The following is a 15,791-nucleotide window of genomic DNA, read 5'->3' as shown; positions in this document are numbered from 1 at the left end:
ACGCGCATTGGGAAATTCAAAGCTGAAAGAGATCCATTGAAGCAATCCGGCTTCGCAGATTCCGGTTCTCATGCAAGCGATCATCGTGCAAGCCAGTGGAGCCACGGCGCACCCGCGCTTCCGGGAAATCTTGCAACGCGCCCCGCTTCAACCACCTCGCCGGTATCGCTGACAGCGCCGGTCTTCGCATCGACGCGACGAACGCGAAACTTTCCGCCGTCCTCTTTCAAGTCAACGCTGGCGCCACCTTCTCCCGCCACGACAAAATAGCCCACGCCCTGCTCCCCAAGAATGCCCATGCCCTTCGATCGCATTCGGACGATCGCGGCGTTCAGTTCAGGGTCGATCGGCGAGGACAGCCTTGGCAGTGATCCGCCTGAACCGAGAAACCACCAACCATCGACCGCATCCAGGTTTGAAATTACCGCCTTCCCCGGAAACGCCTGACGATAGTGCGCCACCATCGATGCGACGGAGACCGCGGATGGCCGTTTCCCCTTCCAGGTGCGCAGATGCTGCCGCGGCGCCAGGCGTGTTCCTCCGTCGGGCGCGAACAGTTTTCCATCGGCATCCCGGAACCAGTAGCTTAGATCGATGACGTCAATGAGCGCAGCCCGGCGCCCATCCGCAAGAATCGCATCCTGCACATCCTTCGGCGCACTGAGCGCTATCAAGGGATGGCGGCCCGTTTCATTCTCCCACTCTGCAACCACATCGAGCCAGAACTGCATGAACGAAAGCGGTCCGCTGTTTTCCGCCGTCAGCGTGTGAATGACATTCGTCTCCTCCGAAAGATTTGCCAGACATTGCCGGATGAACGCGCGGTGCAAGGCGCGCCGGGTTGGATTGCCGACATCATAGAATTCCGCCGCCATGCGGATCGTATCGCCCGTGAATGGAGGCGGCTCGGTGAATCCTGTGGAGTTGATGTTGTTCACCGGCCTCCAGGGCGAATCCACCCAGTGCGCGCCCGACTCGAGGATGTTGTGCTGGAAATACATCTCGTTCACGAGAACGAGTCCGCGCGCGCGCGCCTCACTGGCGAAATCCCTGAGACGGGAGAAATACCAGGGGTTGTAGCGGGTGAGGTCGTAGCGGCTCAATCCATCCCACGCGACGCCCTGTCCGCTTCGTGCGAAGGGCTGCTCAAAGAAAGGTGGATACACATCGCCGTCCGGCCGGCGGATCATCTGATGATCGATCCGCCTTCGATCGTACCAGAGTCCATAGTGGTGCCGCCAGGCCACCTGACCCTTCGCCACCATCGCATCCGCAAGCGCGGCCAGATCATCCGTGAGACCCGTGCCCGCTCGCCCCGGCGAAAAGCGGGTGATCGCCGGCCCGAATTCCCCCGCACGCGCTGGTTCAAGTCTGCCGAGCCACCAGGCGCCCGTCAGCGTGTTTCCCTTCAGCAACTGGCCGTCGCTGACGAGCCAGCCATTCACGAGCGACAGCGGCCGGCCCGGTGGTCCCGCCCTTGCAGCAGGCCTTGACGCAAGATCCGGCACCGCCTCCTCGATGGCAGGCATGGGTTCATCCACGATGTAGCGACGCGGCAGCAGGCACTCGGCAGCCTGCGCGCCAAGACGGGCGGAAAGCTGCGCGCGGTACAGGCTTTCGGGCCTTGGGAACTCATTGACAAGACCCCAGGCACCGTCGCCGACAAACTGTCCCCAGACCCCGACCGCCCAGTTGGACGCACCGGGAGGCGACCGGCAGATCACAACCGACGCCGAGCATCCCCACAGCATGGAGTTCGCGGCATTCCATCCCACGCCCTGATTCCAGGTTTCAAGGTTGTCCAGGCGCAGGGCTCCACCATCCACCTTCACGCCATCGAAGAGCAGTCCCGACGACCAGCTTCCAATCGATCCGCTGAATCCGCGGGTCTCGCGCGCCTCGCAGTCCAGAAACACGACGGGCCCCGCAGTCAGGTAGCCCGCGGTGAAATCGTTGCGTCCGTGCTCTGACTGACAGCGCAGAAACAGCACCTGCTGGCCGCCGGAATGGAACGCCATCCGACGATAGCCGCCGTCCTCCGAAACCGGCCGGAGCGCACGGCAATCCTGCACGGTGATTCTCATGGCGGTCGCGTCGACATTCACCGCCATGCCGGAGAATTGCTCCGCCGTCACATCGCACACCCAGGCATCACGCGCGCTGCGGATGTCGATCGCATTCCACGCGTGATCCTCGTCCTTCGGATTGTCCGTGGCGACCTCGGAAATGCAGCGGAGATTTTCGACTCCCACATTCTCGACCATTCCACCAGGCGCCCGGATGGAAACAGTCGCCCCCCCCAGTCTCGCGTCGATCGCAGTCGTCAGAGGCGCGTCCAGCTCCAGCAAATCGCCACTGCCACCGAGCACGACTCGATCCCAGGCGATGCTGAAAGCCTCCACCTGCCATGAATACGGCTGGCGCGCCGGGCTGTCATCCATGCCCAGCGCGTGGACCCATTCCTTCGCGCTCGGTCGCTCGATCACAATGCGCGTGCCAGGTTCAAACCGCGCAAGCGCACCCAAGTGCGAACCGGGTTTCTCCGCAGACCCGCGGGCGGCCTTGATGCGAATGTGACTGCTCCCAACCGGCACATAGGCGTCGGCCACCGAATAGGCGGGCTCAGGTTTTTCGCCGCGACCCGCACCGGAAACCTTGATGAGCGTGCGCCGTCCCCTGCCAGTCGCGACCAGCGTCGTGCCATGTTCACCCGCACCCGCTCCGCGCAGAACGACACCACTCGCCGACACCTGAATCTGCCCCTCAATCTCATATCGCCCGCGCTCCAATTGCACCGCCCCACGCACACCTCGCTTGTCCAGGGGAAGCGCCGACACATAGTCGATCGCGGCCTGGATCCGCGCCCCATCGTCACCCGGTGCCGGGGCCACCCGCACCCGCGCAAACACGTCGGGAAAACGAACGCCGCCACCCTTGAACCCCGCATGCGAGTAGTCGGGCACCGCATCCCCGCTCGGCGACCGCACATATTCCAGCTTTCCATCCTTGCCGACCACGATCGGCGGCGGAACCTGTCGCGCCAGCGCCAGGGGTGCGGTCGAAATCATGCCGGGACCAACGCAGAACCAGACGGCAATGCGCAAAAGAGGAAACTTCATGGCAATCCGCCAAGTGACACCTTTACCGCCTCGAGTCGATCCACCTTCGCAACGACCTTTCCGTCCACCCAAACCTGAAGGCCGGTCCCCTTGCCATAGTGCCCTCCATCCCGATCCCAGATGACCGTGATGTCCCGTCCTCGCACGCGAACGCCATCCAGGCAGAACCAGGCCCAGGTGCCCTCAGGCAGAAGCGGGGCAACGATCAGGTCATTTGCTTCCGACGGACGAACTCCCAGCATTCCAGAAATCAGCAGATCCGCATAGGTCGAATGATTGTACCACCGGCTGCGCGGATCCGCGCCCTTCAACCAGGCCCCGGTGTTCTCGTCCTGGTACTCTCCGATGTAGGGTTTGCCTTCGCGGCGCTGGCTCCGGGTGTAGGTGACAAAGGCGTCAAAGTAATCGCGGCGCGTCACGGGGGCATCGCGTCCATCAGCGAGTACATTCGCCAGAGCTGTGAGTGTCTGCGATGTCGCGAAGGGCCAGACCGCGCCATCCCACTCGCACGTACCCACCCCGTGCGATCGGAACGCCGGGTGCCGCCGCTCCGCCGTCATCAGTCCCCAGGGAGCTCGAAATCCAGACGTATCAGCAAACTGGCTCCATGCACTTTCGTAGCCCTGTCCGGCCGCCGGAATCGCGAAGTACCAGGGGATGAATCCAATCGCCTCGCGCACCCGAATCGGATGCAGGTTCTCGTCCACAGAACCAAAGAACGTCAGTTCAGGATTCCAGAGCGTCGCCAGAATCTTTTCCCGCAGTCCGGATGCCTTCCTGGAAAATTCCTCCTCAACATCGCTCCGCCCCGCCAGTCGTGCAATGCCGGCAATGCCAGTCGCATTGCCGTACATGTAGCTGCTGATCGTGGGACGCACGTTCTTCACCGTGCGTCCGCCGCTGATGGATTCCTCCATGGCATCGCGAACATCATACTGCCAGAAGAGCCCGTCGTTTCGCATCTGCTCGTGTTCCCATGCTCGGTAGTCCGCCACCAGATCGTCCAGCAGATCGACCACGCCCCTGGTATCGCCGGTCACCTTCCAGCGCTCCAAAAGCGCGAACGCGAGCCACTGGGAAAACTTGTGGAAATGCTCCTGCGGTCCACCCTTGTTTCCGCGAAGCCAGTACGCCACGTACTCGTCGCATATCGCCGGATCCCTCAGCCACCGGCCCTCCATGATGTGGTGCCCGAGCGCACTGCTGACCGGGCGCGAACGCGTGATGAACTCCGTGAAGACACGCCGCCCGCTGGCGGCATCCAGACGCAGGTGCTTGCGCAGCGCCCACCATCGGAACCAGTAGATCTCATCCACCTCAGGATCGGCGCACTCAAATCGCGGCGCCCGAGCCGCCAGCCAGTCCGCCGCCGACGCATTGGGAACCAGATTGACCACCGGCTCGTCTTCCATGCGGTTGAAGAACTCAACCTGACGCCGCAGCCCGTTCGCCGAGAGCAGCGCAAAGCCGTCGTCGGAGGCGCGCGCATCCGCCAGGGGCGCCGCCAGCACCCCCAGAAGAAGGATGCATTCCCATGAGATTCCGCGGGGAATGTGTATCCAGTATTTCACGACATGAGGTGCGCCTGAGGCAGGGAATTGGGGACGGCCATGGGGAGGATGGGTGGGGCAGGTCGAAGCGATTGGGAAACGGGGGACGATCGAAGCAAAGCCTGTGACACGTTCGGCGGCAACTTCTCCCATACTACGCACCGGCGATCCAGGATTCCTGCGCATTTCACGGATTCTCCTGCGGAATCCTAAGATTTTCGGGTTCAACGCTCGCCCTCCGCTGGCGGGGCATGCAAAGTCAGGCCCAGGATTTGTGCGCCGCTCCTCAGCGCGGGAAATTTCGCATTCAACCTTCATGACTTCTCATCTGGGCTTTCCTCGCACCACCGCACCACGACTCTCTTACGGCCTTCCTGCATGCTTTCCACCGCTCGCCTGACAACAGCCATCGCACTGATCCTGGCTGCTCATGCGGCGGCCAGTGCCGCCGACGCCCCGTTGGTCTTCACCGATTCCACGCCAGTCACCACGGCGGCGGACGGAGGTCTGAGACCGGCCGTCGGCGTTCACCTGCAGCAGGCCGTTCGCGCCAACCGCACCAGGTCCACGCACACCGACGGCCTCGGCGACACCTACCTGCATGCTCCCATGCTCGCCTGGTGGAAGGGAAAATTCTACCTGGAGTACCTGAGCGGCCCGCGTGACGAACACGAACCGCCCTGCGTCACCTCCCTGACCACCTCGACGAACGGTCGGTCCTGGAGTCCGCCCAGCGTCATTTTTCCGGCCTTCGACCTTCCCGATGGCTCCGAGACCGTCGCTCATCAGCGCATGGGCTTTCATGTTTCTCCCAGCGGCCGCCTCCTGATTCTCAGTTTCTACGGCAAAGCCCCGTCTCCCAACGACGGCACCGGAATCGGACGCGCAGTCAGGGAGATGCTGGCAGACGGCACACTTGGACCGATCTATTTCATCAAGCTGAACTCGAGCCCGGCCTTCCCCGGATTCACCCCGCCCTACCCCCTCTACACCAGTTCCCCGGATCGAGATTTCATTGCGGCCTGCGACGCGCTCCTGAAAGACCATCTGGTCACCGCCCAGTGGTGGGAGGAGGACCAGCTCGACGAGAGCGGATTCTATCGAATCAAGGGAAAGGCCCTTTCCTATGTCCACCGACCGGATGGAACCGTTCTTGGAATCTGGAAGAACGCGCAGGTCGCGACCACCCGCGACGAGGGCCTCACCTGGACACCCAGGGTGTTTGCGTCAAATCTGCCGGACAACGCTTCCAAGTACTGGCTGCAGCACACTCCGGACGGACGTTTCGCCCTGTTTTTCAATCCAACCCGGCGACTCCGCCATCCGCTCGCCGTGGCGACGAGTGTCGACGGAGTTTCCTTCGGTGACCTGCTCGCCATTCACGGCGAACTTCCTGACCAGCGGTTTGGAGGAGCCTTCAAGAACATGGGGCCGCAATACGTGCGTGGCATCGCCGAGGGCAACGGCCAGCCTCCCGATCACCGCAACGCCGTCTGGCTCACCTACAGCGTCAACAAGGAGGACATCTGGGTGGCGCGCGTCCCTTCACCCATCACGGGCACCGTCACGCAGCCCGTCGACGACACCTTCGACAGCATGCCCGTCGGCGCGCCCCCCGAAGGCTGGAACACCTACAGCCCGGCGTGGGCACCTGTCCGCGTTGTCAAAGGCCGTGATGCCAATGCGCGCGTGCTCGAGCTCCGCGACGAGGATCCCTGGGATTATGCACGCGCGGTTCGGGTTTTTCCCCGGACGCACGGAGTGAAGATAAGCTTCAAGGTGTTCGCCGCAAAATCGTCCGGACGCCTGGAAGTGGATCTGCTCGACGCCACAGGCCAGCGACCCGTCCGGCTGGCCTGGGATGAAACGGGAAAAATCTGGGCCTGCCACGAAGGACAATGGCTCGTCGCCGGCGAGTTTTCCCGCAGCACCTGGCAGACCGTCGAACTCGAAATCCCATCTTCGCCCACCGCCGATCGCTGCGCCGTGCTGATCGACGGCAGGACCCAGCTCAGCCGTCCCGCCATTTTCACCGATCCATCCATCACGGTCGAACGCATCTCATTTCGCACCGGTAGCTTTCGCGATCGCGGTTACGGTGGCCGCGATCTCCCGCGCTCCGACACCAAGGCCCCTCTTTCGATCTTCCGAATCGACGACGTGAGGATCGAGCCCGTCGCCCAAGAGGGCGCCACTGCGCGCTGATTTTCATGGGGTCACCGATCGGAATTCCTATTCCGATCCCAATCCCGCAATCCAAGTCACGACAAAGCGTGCCCCTCCAGTTTGTGGAGCGCCCGCCGGCTACGCCAGGCAGCAGTGCTTGTACTTTTTCCCGCTCCCGCACGGACAGGGATCGTTGCGCCCCACCTTCGGACTCGCCGATCGGTACGGTGCCGGCCCGAGCCGCATTTCGCGATTGTAGAGCCAGGTCCCGTTCACGCGCAGAAATTCCGCCTTTTCGTGGAGCACCTTCTCAACGCCTCCCTCAGTCCCATAGGCTGAGAAATCGACGAACGATCGGTCAGGATTGTCGGTCGTTTCATGCCCGTGAATTTCCAGACGCGTCCAGGTGATTTCCGGTTCTCCATCTTCCGGCACGTACGGTCTCCCAGCCGTCGCCCGATAGGAGTCGTGAAGAAACTTGAAATTGCCCACCGCATGCGCGGAAAACCGCGCGCGCATCAGCTCCTCAGCCGACGCCGCCGGTCGTGCCCCGACATGAACCGCGCGGCAGCAGTCCGCGAAAGTTCCTCCGCTGCCGCATGGGCAGGGATCAGTCTCATTGATGCTCCTCTTTTCCGGCTCCGAAGGTGACATGTGTCCATCGTCCCGGCTCATGCCGCGCCTGGCGAGTCGAAATCAGCCGGGCGCAACTCACGCAACCTTCGCTGCGGTCTCTTCCCTCGATTCAAGATCCAGCGGGGTTGTCGAGTCGATGCCGAGCCAGCACAGCGCCGCAAAGCCATAAACCACTGCGGCGACATAAAGGGGCACGTTCCAATTGTTGTCCGTCCAGATGAGTATGTACGCCACCATCGGTCCGGCAACCGCTCCGCCTCCCGCACCGCCCATGTTCATGCCGCCGGAAACGGAACCGGCATAGGCGCGCCCCATGTCCATGCACGCCCCCCAGGAGCAGGGAATCGTGAGATCATTCGCAAAGCTCGCAAAACCCATCGCGATCATTGCGAGAATCGGATTCTGGATCTGCACCGATATGACAAGAAGCAGTCCGGCCGTGGCAAGCCCCCCGCAGCCGAGCACCCGGCGCGCAGGCGCAACCCCACCAAACCATCGCGCAAAAGTCGGCGCGAAATGCCCGCTCACCCAGCATCCGATTCCTCCAAGGAAAAGGGGGACGCCCGCCAGCAGCGCACCCAGCAGGGCATCGCGCTGCAGTGTGAAGCCGCGCGCCTCACGCAGGTAGGCCGGCAGCCACTGGATGTAGAACCACCACCCGTAACTGAGGAGAAAATACTGGAGCCAGAGGAGCAGAACCGAGCGGCTTCTAAGAATCTTCCTCCAAGGAACATCACCATGCCCGACTTTCGGCGCAACCTTGGGAAGCAGGGCATTCTCCGCGTCATTTAGCGCCGGATGGGTCCGAGGGTCGTCGCGATACCAGCGAAAGAAAAACACCGCCCAGACCACGCCGAGCACGCCAAAAATCTCAAAGACCCGGCGCCAGTGCATGTGCTGGAGCAGAAGCGCCACCATGAACGGCGTAACCGCTCCACCCCACCGCGCCGCAAACCACATGAGCCCCTGCGCGCGCACGCGCTCATGCGACGGAAGCCAGACCGTGAAGGCCTTGGTCAGATTCGGAAAACACCCCGCCTCCCCAACCCCGAAGAGCAGGCGGCACACAAAAAGGGACACATAGTTCCATGCCCAGCCGGTCGCCGCGGTAAAGAACGACCACACCGTCACCACCCGCAGCAGCACCTTGCGCGCGCCCCACTTGTCCCCCATCCATCCCCCCGGAATCTCGCACAGGGTGTACGCCCACGAAAAAATGCCGAGTATCCACCCCCACTGCTCGATGCTGAGGTTGAGATCCGCCCGCATCGTCGGGGTGGCCTGGGCAATAATCACCCGATCGATGTAGCAGATCATTGCCAGTGTGATCGCGAAAACGACAACCCAGTGACGTTTTCGAGTGGGAACAGCAGGGCTTTCCTGGGGTGACGATGCGTTCAATGAAAGGAAGGGGGAATGGGTTCACCGGCGCCAGATGGCGCAGGCGATGAAGAGTGCAGCCGGCATTCCCGGGACGGAAACGCGATCGCGAGTCCGCAAGCTGGGGAACATCCCCTTGAAATTCAAGGACAAGAATTGGCTGAATCAGATTCCCGATTGCGTTTCAACGGGCATCTCATTCACGAAGGCCCAGTCCGACCACCATCCAGTCCGCGGTCATCGATCCTTGTCGTGACACGTCCGCAGCATCATGATCGTCTCGTTCCACAGCGTTTGCCATCACTCTCCGCCATGCATCGCATCTCCCGCCTGCTACTTTGTTTCGGAATACTCACGAGCTGTCTCGCGCAAGCCCGGCAATCCGCACCTCCACAGCAGCCAGCAGCAGGATCGCCGATCCACGTGCTGATTGTCGATGGACAGAACAACCATCTCTGGCGAGCCACCACGCCGCTCCTGAGGCGCATGCTTGAGCAGACCGGCCGCTTCAAAGTCGACATCTCCACGACTCCAACCGCCCCCGTGCGACCTCCGCTGGCCAAGGATGCCACGCCCGCTGAGAAGGCCGCGCATGAGGCCAGGCTCAAGGAATATCAAGCCGCGCTCGCCGAATACACGGCACGACACGAAGCGCTGTGGTCGGCGTGGCGACCCAACTTCTCCGACTACGCGGTCGTGCTTTCGAACTACAACGGCGAAAGCTGGCCCGAGCCGGTGAAGACGGCGTTTGTCGATTTTGTGAAGAGTGGCGGCGGCTTCGTTTCCTACCACGCCGCAGACAATGCCTTTCCGGAAGGGCTCGAATACAATGAAATGATCGGCCTCGGTGGCTGGGGAAATCGCACGGAGAAGAGCGGACCCTACCTGCGTCTGCGCGATGGGAAATGGACACGCGACATGACACCGGGCAAGGGCGGCGCTCACGGTCCGCAGCATGAATTTCTCATCGAGACCCAGGCTCCCGATCACCCGATCATGCGCGGCCTTCCGCTGCAATGGATGCACGCTCAGGACGAACTCTACGACAGCCTGCGCGGTCCGGCCAGACACCTCATCGTCCTTGCCTCCGCCAGATCTCCGCGCACCCAGGAGCAGGAACCTCTCCTCATGGCCATCAGGTACGGTCGCGGCCGGATTTTTCACACCGCACTCGGCCACGGCTTCGAGGCCCTGCAGGGGCTCGGTTTCCAGCTCACCCTGGCGCGTGGGACCGAATGGGCCGCCACCGGCACAGTCACCCAGCCCGCACCGGCGGCCTCCGCTCTGTCGGACCTCAAGGCATCGATACAGCCGGTGACAGTTGCGCCTTGATCCAAGGGTCCACTGTCCCGCGTGGCACGGGCGTCCCGCCCGCGGTGCTCTGACGCGGGCGGGACGCCCGTGCCACGCGGAGACAGCTACGATCCTCTTCGAAACGCCGTTTCATCGGGCTCCAGCACCACGCGGCGGCAGAACCGCGGGAGTGGAGGTTGCTTCCGCCGCATCCTTCGCCCCCTGCACCACCAGAAAATCTGTGATCCTCAGATGGCTCTTCACCGTGCGGAAGGCGAACCATCCCCATTCCAGCGGATGCGGATCCTTGAAATGCAGGATGCGCTCACCGTCCCGCCAGTACTCGGCCATGCCATCTCGGGCGACAAGCCTGATTCTAACCGGACGTCCCGCTGTGAGCATGAACCGGCTATCCCTCAAATCATGCTCGGGAAGAAGCGGACGACTCGCGGTGCCATCGTAGCGTCGAAAGCGGGTGGTCGTATTGTTGTTCGCGCCATACCCGACATAGTACGTGAAAAGCGAATCGTACTCTGCAAACCGACCCGTGCGGGCATGTCCCTTTGAAAACGGCGCATCCTCCGATCCATTCTCCTGTGCCATCCAAAAGCAATTCACGTCCGAAACCCGGTCGCTCGGCGACGGACCGTGTATCGCCTTCACCGTGAATTCGACCTCCACCGGTGCCGTCAATTTCTCCTTCCACCAAATCGTGCAGCCTGCCTTGTCCCGAATCTCCAACGCACCGTCCCTCACCGTAACAGTGCCTCCCGGCATCTGCTCCACCACCCACCGCGAGAGATCGGCCGTCGGTGACCCGGCAGCCATCGCTTGAGCCACAAATCCCAGCGCCATTGCCAACGCAGCCGTGCACTTGCCAGCGGAAATCATGACCAGAGAGCGTGCCATTGCATCCGTCACTTGCCATCCGAATTTCCCGCGCACGCTCGCTCGCCAAGTCGGAACCACTCTCCCGATCAATCCTCCACCTGCACCCCGCGGACTCGTTCTTGCACACAAGAGGCGGGAAAGCGCAGGCTTCTGCTCATGAACAACAAGAGGCGGAGTGTATGTGAACGTCGAGGCCTCACCGACTGATAAAATGGCGTAAACCCAAAACGTCCTCGCAGATGCGGCATTGAAAGCGCCGATGGAGCGAATACTGCTGCCGTGTCCACGTGGAAATCCTTGCATGACCGCTCGCAATCCTTCGTCGATCCCACCCAGCCCTCCGCCCTTGCCACATCAGCCCTCTCGACTCATCCGGACTGCATTGGCGGCCTGCTTCGCAGGCATCGCAATCATCGGTGCACGGGCGACAACCGTGCTTCCGCCCGACTTTGCGTCACTCGTCGCAACAGCCACGCGCGTGGTGCAGGCAACCGTCGTTGGTTCCGAATCCGCATGGATGGATCAGGCGGGATTCCGCGTGATCAAGACCTGGGTCACGTTTAACGTCACCGATGACCTCACCGGCGGAGGAAACACCGGCAGCCTCAGGCTCGAATTCCTGGGCGGCAGGGTCGGCGATGACGAAATGCGCGTGGAGGGCTCTCCCCTGTTCAAACCGGGTGAGGAAGTCGTTCTTTTCGTCGCAAGGAACGGCGTCGACGCCTGCCCACTGGTCTGCTGGGGACACGGCGTCTACGACATCCGAACCGATCCCACGACAAGTGAGAAACGCGTGTACCGTGTCAACGGCATGCCTCTGGCCTCGACATCCGATGTGGAGCTTTCCCTGGCTGCCGGAGCAGCGGCCCATCCCGCCATCGCGGCTGCAAGCATCAGCCGCACCGCCCTGTCGTTGAATGAGTTCAAGGCGGCCGTCCGGAATGAGTTGAAGCGCAGCCGCAATGCGAACTGATCCACGCCGCAGTCCCACCTTCGTCATCTGCGCGCTGCTCTTGCTGGCAGTGTGGCATTCGCCCCTGCAGGCGTACGATACAAGTTCGTCAAAATGGACGACTCCCATCGTCATGCAGTTGGCGCTGGGGACACCGTCATCCCCGCTCATCGACGGATCGACCTCCTGGGACGCGGTGGCGCAAAGCGCCCTGGCGGCATGGAACCCCTACATGGGCGCCAACACGTTCTCCGGCGTGAGCGGGTCTTCCGCTCCAAAGGCCCAGGGCAATGGCATCAACAATGTCTTCTTTTCATCGACCGTGTACGGGAGTGCATTCGGAGGCAGCACCCTCGCAATCACGGTTTCGTACGCATCAGGAAACAGGCGTGTGGAAGGCGACGTGCTTTTCAACACAGCCTTCGTATGGAATTCCTACCGCGGACCAACAAGATTTGTGGGCCTCAAAAGCGTCCCGGATCTCTATCGCGTAGCCCTGCATGAATTTGGTCACGTGCTGGGACTGGATCACCCTGATCAGGCTGGACAGAACGTCCCGGCGATCATGAACAGCACGATTTCCGACCTCGACAATCTCGCCGCCGACGACATCGCCGGCGCAATGTCACTCTATCTCCCCGGCGGAATCAGCGCGCCCACGATCAGCTCCCACCCCTCCTCCCAAACCGTCATGGTTGGCGCATCGGTGCAGTTCTCCGTCACTGCAACCGGAACAGCACCGCTCACGTACCAATGGTATCGCAACGGCAATCCAATCTCCGGCGCGACGGCGTCGACGTTGAACCTGATCAGCGTGTCCGCGTCCGATGCCGGGACCTACAAGGTCATGGTGACAAATTCCGCCGGCTCGGTCACCAGCAACAATGCGACGCTCACGGTCAATGCGCTGACGACCCCTCCCCAGATCATCACCCATCCCCAGTCGCAGACCGCAATGGCGGGCTCGTCGGTCACACTTGCAGTCACCGTCTCGGGCACGGCCCCGTTCGTTTTCCAGTGGAAGCGCGACAATCAGTCAGTCGCCATCCAATCAACTCCCGACCTGATATTGACCGGACTGACCTCCGCAAACGCCGGTTCCTACACAGTGACCGTGTCCAACGCCGCTGGTTCAGTCACCAGCAACGCCGCGGTTCTGACCGTCATTCCCGCCCAGATTGCGCCGGCCATCGTCAGCCCACCTCTCTCTCGCGCTGTCGCATTGGGTGCCGGCGTCAGTTTCTACGTCGTCGCCACCGGCTCCCCTGCGCCAGCTTTTCAGTGGAGACACAACGGCATCGCCATACCAGGCGCCACGTCATCCACGTTCAGCATCGCCTCCGTGGCGTTGCCGGATGCCGGGGTCTACACGGTCGTCGCAACCAACATTGCCGGCTCCGTCACCAGCCAGCCCGCCTTCCTTACCATCAGCGAACCTCCTGTCATTCTTTCCGGCCCCTCCTCGCTGACGATCACCGCGGGCCAATCCGCAACTTTTTCTGTAAGCGCATCAGGCCCTCCCCCGCTTGCCTATCAATGGATGAAGAACGGCAATGAGATTTCCGGAGCCACATCCGGCACACTTTCCATCGGTGTCGCAGGTGTCAACGACTCCGGTGCCTACACGGTGCGCGTGTCCAACTCCGCCGGTTCCATTGTCAGTTCGCCAGCCGTCCTCACGGTCAATCCTGCGTCCTTCGCTCCTCTCATCCAGTCACAGCCTCAGTCAGCCACCGTCCCCTCCGGCGGAAGCGTCACGTTTTCCGTGGGTGCCACGGGCCTGCCGGCGCCATCCTACCAGTGGAGCAAGGACGGAACACAGATTCCAGGCGCCGCATCTGCAACGCTGGTCCTTTCCAACGTCACCCCAGCCAGTGCCGGCAGCTATGCAGTCCGGGTTTCCAACAGCCTCGGAAGCGTCGTCAGTGTCGCCGCGGTGCTCACAGTTACCACACCGCCATCCATCACCACACAGCCCGCCAGCCAGACCGTCACCGCAGGCCGGAACGTCTCGCTTTCAGTTGTGGCCACCGGCACGGCCCCTCTCAGCTATCAATGGAAGAAGGGTGCCGCGCTCATCACCGGAGCAACCGGGAGCACGCTCTCGTTCAATCCGGTCGCCCTCGAGGATGCCGGAACCTTCACCGTGACAGTCCAGAATGCGCTTGGAAGCGTCACCAGCCTGCCAGCGACCCTTGTAGTCGTGCCGCCGCTGGCTCCACCCGTCATCCTGACGCAGCCAGCATCCCAGACTGCGATTTCAGGCAATGCAGTGACCTTCCATGTCGCAGCCTCGGGTCTGCCGGCCCCCACCTACCAATGGTACAACGGCCCCGTGCTGATTCCGGGCGCCACAAGCCCCGATTTCACGATGGCCAGCGTCGACATCGGCAGCGCCGGCTACTACCGGGTTGTGGCGACAAATTCGCAGGGATCCGCCACGAGCGAAAACGCGTACCTGACCGTGATCGCGCCACCGCGGATCATACAATCACCCGCCAACCAGACAGCCACGATCGGATCGGGCATCTCTTTCGAGGTCATCGCCTCCGGCACCGCTCCGCTTGCCTACCAGTGGTTCAAGGGCGGCTCCCCCATTCCCGGCGCGACGCAGTCAACCCTTGCATTGCCGGCGGTCTCCGCCGGCGACGCCGGTGACTATCAGGTGCGTGTCGGAAATTCCGTCGGCTCGGCGCTTTCAGCCGCTGCAAGGCTGAGCGTAACGCCAGCTCCCACACCACCGCATATCATCGTGCAACCCGCAGGTCAGACCGTCGCTCCCGGTGCCACCGTGACCCTGCAGGTGGTGGCCGGAGGAACAGGCCCATTGAACTACCAATGGTACCGCGACAACTCGGCTATCCCGAACGCCACCGCCGCAACACTCGAGTTGACGGATGTGCAGGCGAACACCGCCGGAAGCTACAGCGTGCTCGTTTCCTCCGGGGCGGGCAGTGAGATGAGCGACACGGCCACCGTCTCAGTTCTGCCTCCCTCCCAACTGGTCAACTTGTCCGTCCGCGCGCAGGCCGGCAGCGGCGAAAGCGCCCTCACCGTTGGATTCGTGATTCGCGGATCGAGCGGAAAGAGTCTGCTGATTCGCGGCGTTGGACCAAGCTTGACCGCCTTTGGCGTTCCAGGCGCGATTCCCGATCCTCAGCTCAGTCTGTTCAAGGAGGGCGGAGTCCCCGCGGGTTCCAACAACGACTGGGGTTCCCAGCCCGGCATGACCGACGCTTTCAAGAATGTCGGGGCCTTCCTGCTGCCGGCCGGTTCCAAGGACTCCGCAATCGCATCCGTGCTCGGCGCAGGAGCGTACACCGCCCAACTCACCAGCGCCGACACAAACACCGGCGTCGCACTCGTTGAGGTGTACGATTCCAATCCCTCCACCCAGGGCGCTCAAATCGTCAATCTCTCGGTTCGCAACTTCGTCGGCACGCAGGAAAACACGCTGCTCGCGGGGATTGTCATAACCGGCACCACTCCAAAGAAGCTCCTGATTCGCGGAGTCGGCCCGACACTCCGGGAATTCGGCGTCGCAGGCGTGCTGGAGGATCCCCGCCTGGAGGTGATCAAGGCGGGCGCCGTCGTGGCGGAGAATGACAACTGGGGCGGTTCCTCCGAATTGAAGGCGGCCTTCTCGGGAGTGGGCGCATTCAGCCTGCCGCCGGCATCCGCAGATTCCGCCATGGTCGCAACCCTGCCGCCCGGCACCTACAGCGTCAGGCTCTCAGGAGCGGGAGGCACGACTGGAGTCGCCATCCTCGAGGTCTACGACATGCCGTGACGCGCCGGCTCCGC

9 protein-coding genes are annotated in these 15,791 nt (G+C 62.4%); 4 read left to right on the top strand and 5 right to left on the bottom strand.

Translation table 11 applies throughout. From position 1 onward, the window contains the following. Positions 1-80: 80 nt before the first annotated feature. Both HS122_09710 and HS122_09705 read right to left on the bottom strand, forming a co-directional pair. Positions 81-3,119, bottom strand: a complete 3,039-nt coding sequence (locus HS122_09710; GenBank protein MBE7538674.1) for a pectate lyase — start codon at positions 3,117-3,119, stop codon at positions 81-83. Further along, positions 3,116-4,690: a glycoside hydrolase gene (locus HS122_09705; GenBank protein MBE7538673.1), complete on the bottom strand. Its 1,575-nt coding sequence runs from the start codon at positions 4,688-4,690 to the stop codon at positions 3,116-3,118. Before HS122_09705 ends, HS122_09710 begins: the two co-directional genes overlap by 4 nt. Before the next feature lie 357 nt (positions 4,691-5,047). Between HS122_09705 and HS122_09700 the strand changes: the two genes are divergently transcribed. After that, positions 5,048-6,874 carry a hypothetical protein gene (locus HS122_09700; GenBank protein MBE7538672.1) on the top strand — a complete coding sequence of 609 codons (1,827 nt, stop codon included), beginning with the start codon at positions 5,048-5,050 and terminating at the stop codon, positions 6,872-6,874. A 99-nt stretch (positions 6,875-6,973) separates the two neighbouring features. On the opposite strand, the gene HS122_09695 is transcribed toward HS122_09700, so the two are convergent. Further along, the gene (locus HS122_09695) at positions 6,974-7,489 is read right to left on the bottom strand and encodes an SEC-C domain-containing protein (protein ID MBE7538671.1); all 516 of its coding nucleotides are present in this window, start codon (positions 7,487-7,489) and stop codon (positions 6,974-6,976) included. A 57-nt stretch (positions 7,490-7,546) separates the two neighbouring features. Then, positions 7,547-8,788, bottom strand: a complete 1,242-nt coding sequence (locus HS122_09690) for an MFS transporter (protein ID MBE7538670.1) — start codon at positions 8,786-8,788, stop codon at positions 7,547-7,549. Between the two features lie 549 nt (positions 8,789-9,337). Here HS122_09690 and HS122_09685 point away from each other — a divergent pair. Further along, a complete protein-coding gene (locus HS122_09685; GenBank protein ID MBE7538669.1) occupies positions 9,338-10,183 on the top strand; it encodes a ThuA domain-containing protein in 846 nt (281 codons plus the stop codon). Between the two features lie 111 nt (positions 10,184-10,294). Here HS122_09685 and HS122_09680 read toward each other — a convergent pair whose 3' ends face one another. Then, positions 10,295-11,053 carry a hypothetical protein gene (locus tag HS122_09680; protein MBE7538668.1) on the bottom strand — a complete coding sequence of 253 codons (759 nt, stop codon included), beginning with the start codon at positions 11,051-11,053 and terminating at the stop codon, positions 10,295-10,297. 415 nt (positions 11,054-11,468) lie between these two features. Between HS122_09680 and HS122_09675 the strand changes: the two genes are divergently transcribed. Beyond that, the gene (locus HS122_09675) at positions 11,469-12,008 is read left to right on the top strand and encodes a hypothetical protein (GenBank protein ID MBE7538667.1); all 540 of its coding nucleotides are present in this window, start codon (positions 11,469-11,471) and stop codon (positions 12,006-12,008) included. Beyond that, entirely contained in the window at positions 11,998-15,777 is a 3,780-nt protein-coding gene (locus HS122_09670; GenBank protein ID MBE7538666.1) for an immunoglobulin domain-containing protein, read from the top strand. Before HS122_09675 ends, HS122_09670 begins: the two co-directional genes overlap by 11 nt. Positions 15,778-15,791 lie beyond the last annotated feature (14 nt).

It is taken from the genome of Opitutaceae bacterium (genome assembly GCA_015075305.1).
Classification (GTDB): domain Bacteria; phylum Verrucomicrobiota; class Verrucomicrobiia; order Opitutales; family Opitutaceae; genus UBA6669.
This window is presented reverse-complemented; position numbering and strand designations above follow the sequence as displayed.

Coding starts and splice junctions, on each gene's coding strand:
- HS122_09710 (MBE7538674.1), bottom strand. CDS start 3,119: ATGAAGTTTCCTCTTTTGCGCATTGCCGTCTGGTTCTGCGTTGGTCCC.
- HS122_09700 (MBE7538672.1), top strand. CDS start 5,048: ATGCTTTCCACCGCTCGCCTGACAACAGCCATCGCACTGATCCTGGCT.
- HS122_09695 (MBE7538671.1), bottom strand. CDS start 7,489: ATGTCACCTTCGGAGCCGGAAAAGAGGAGCATCAATGAGACTGATCCC.
- HS122_09690 (MBE7538670.1), bottom strand. CDS start 8,788: ATGATCTGCTACATCGATCGGGTGATTATTGCCCAGGCCACCCCGACG.
- HS122_09685 (MBE7538669.1), top strand. CDS start 9,338: ATGCTTGAGCAGACCGGCCGCTTCAAAGTCGACATCTCCACGACTCCA.
- HS122_09680 (MBE7538668.1), bottom strand. CDS start 11,053: ATGGCACGCTCTCTGGTCATGATTTCCGCTGGCAAGTGCACGGCTGCG.
- HS122_09670 (MBE7538666.1), top strand. CDS start 11,998: ATGCGAACTGATCCACGCCGCAGTCCCACCTTCGTCATCTGCGCGCTG.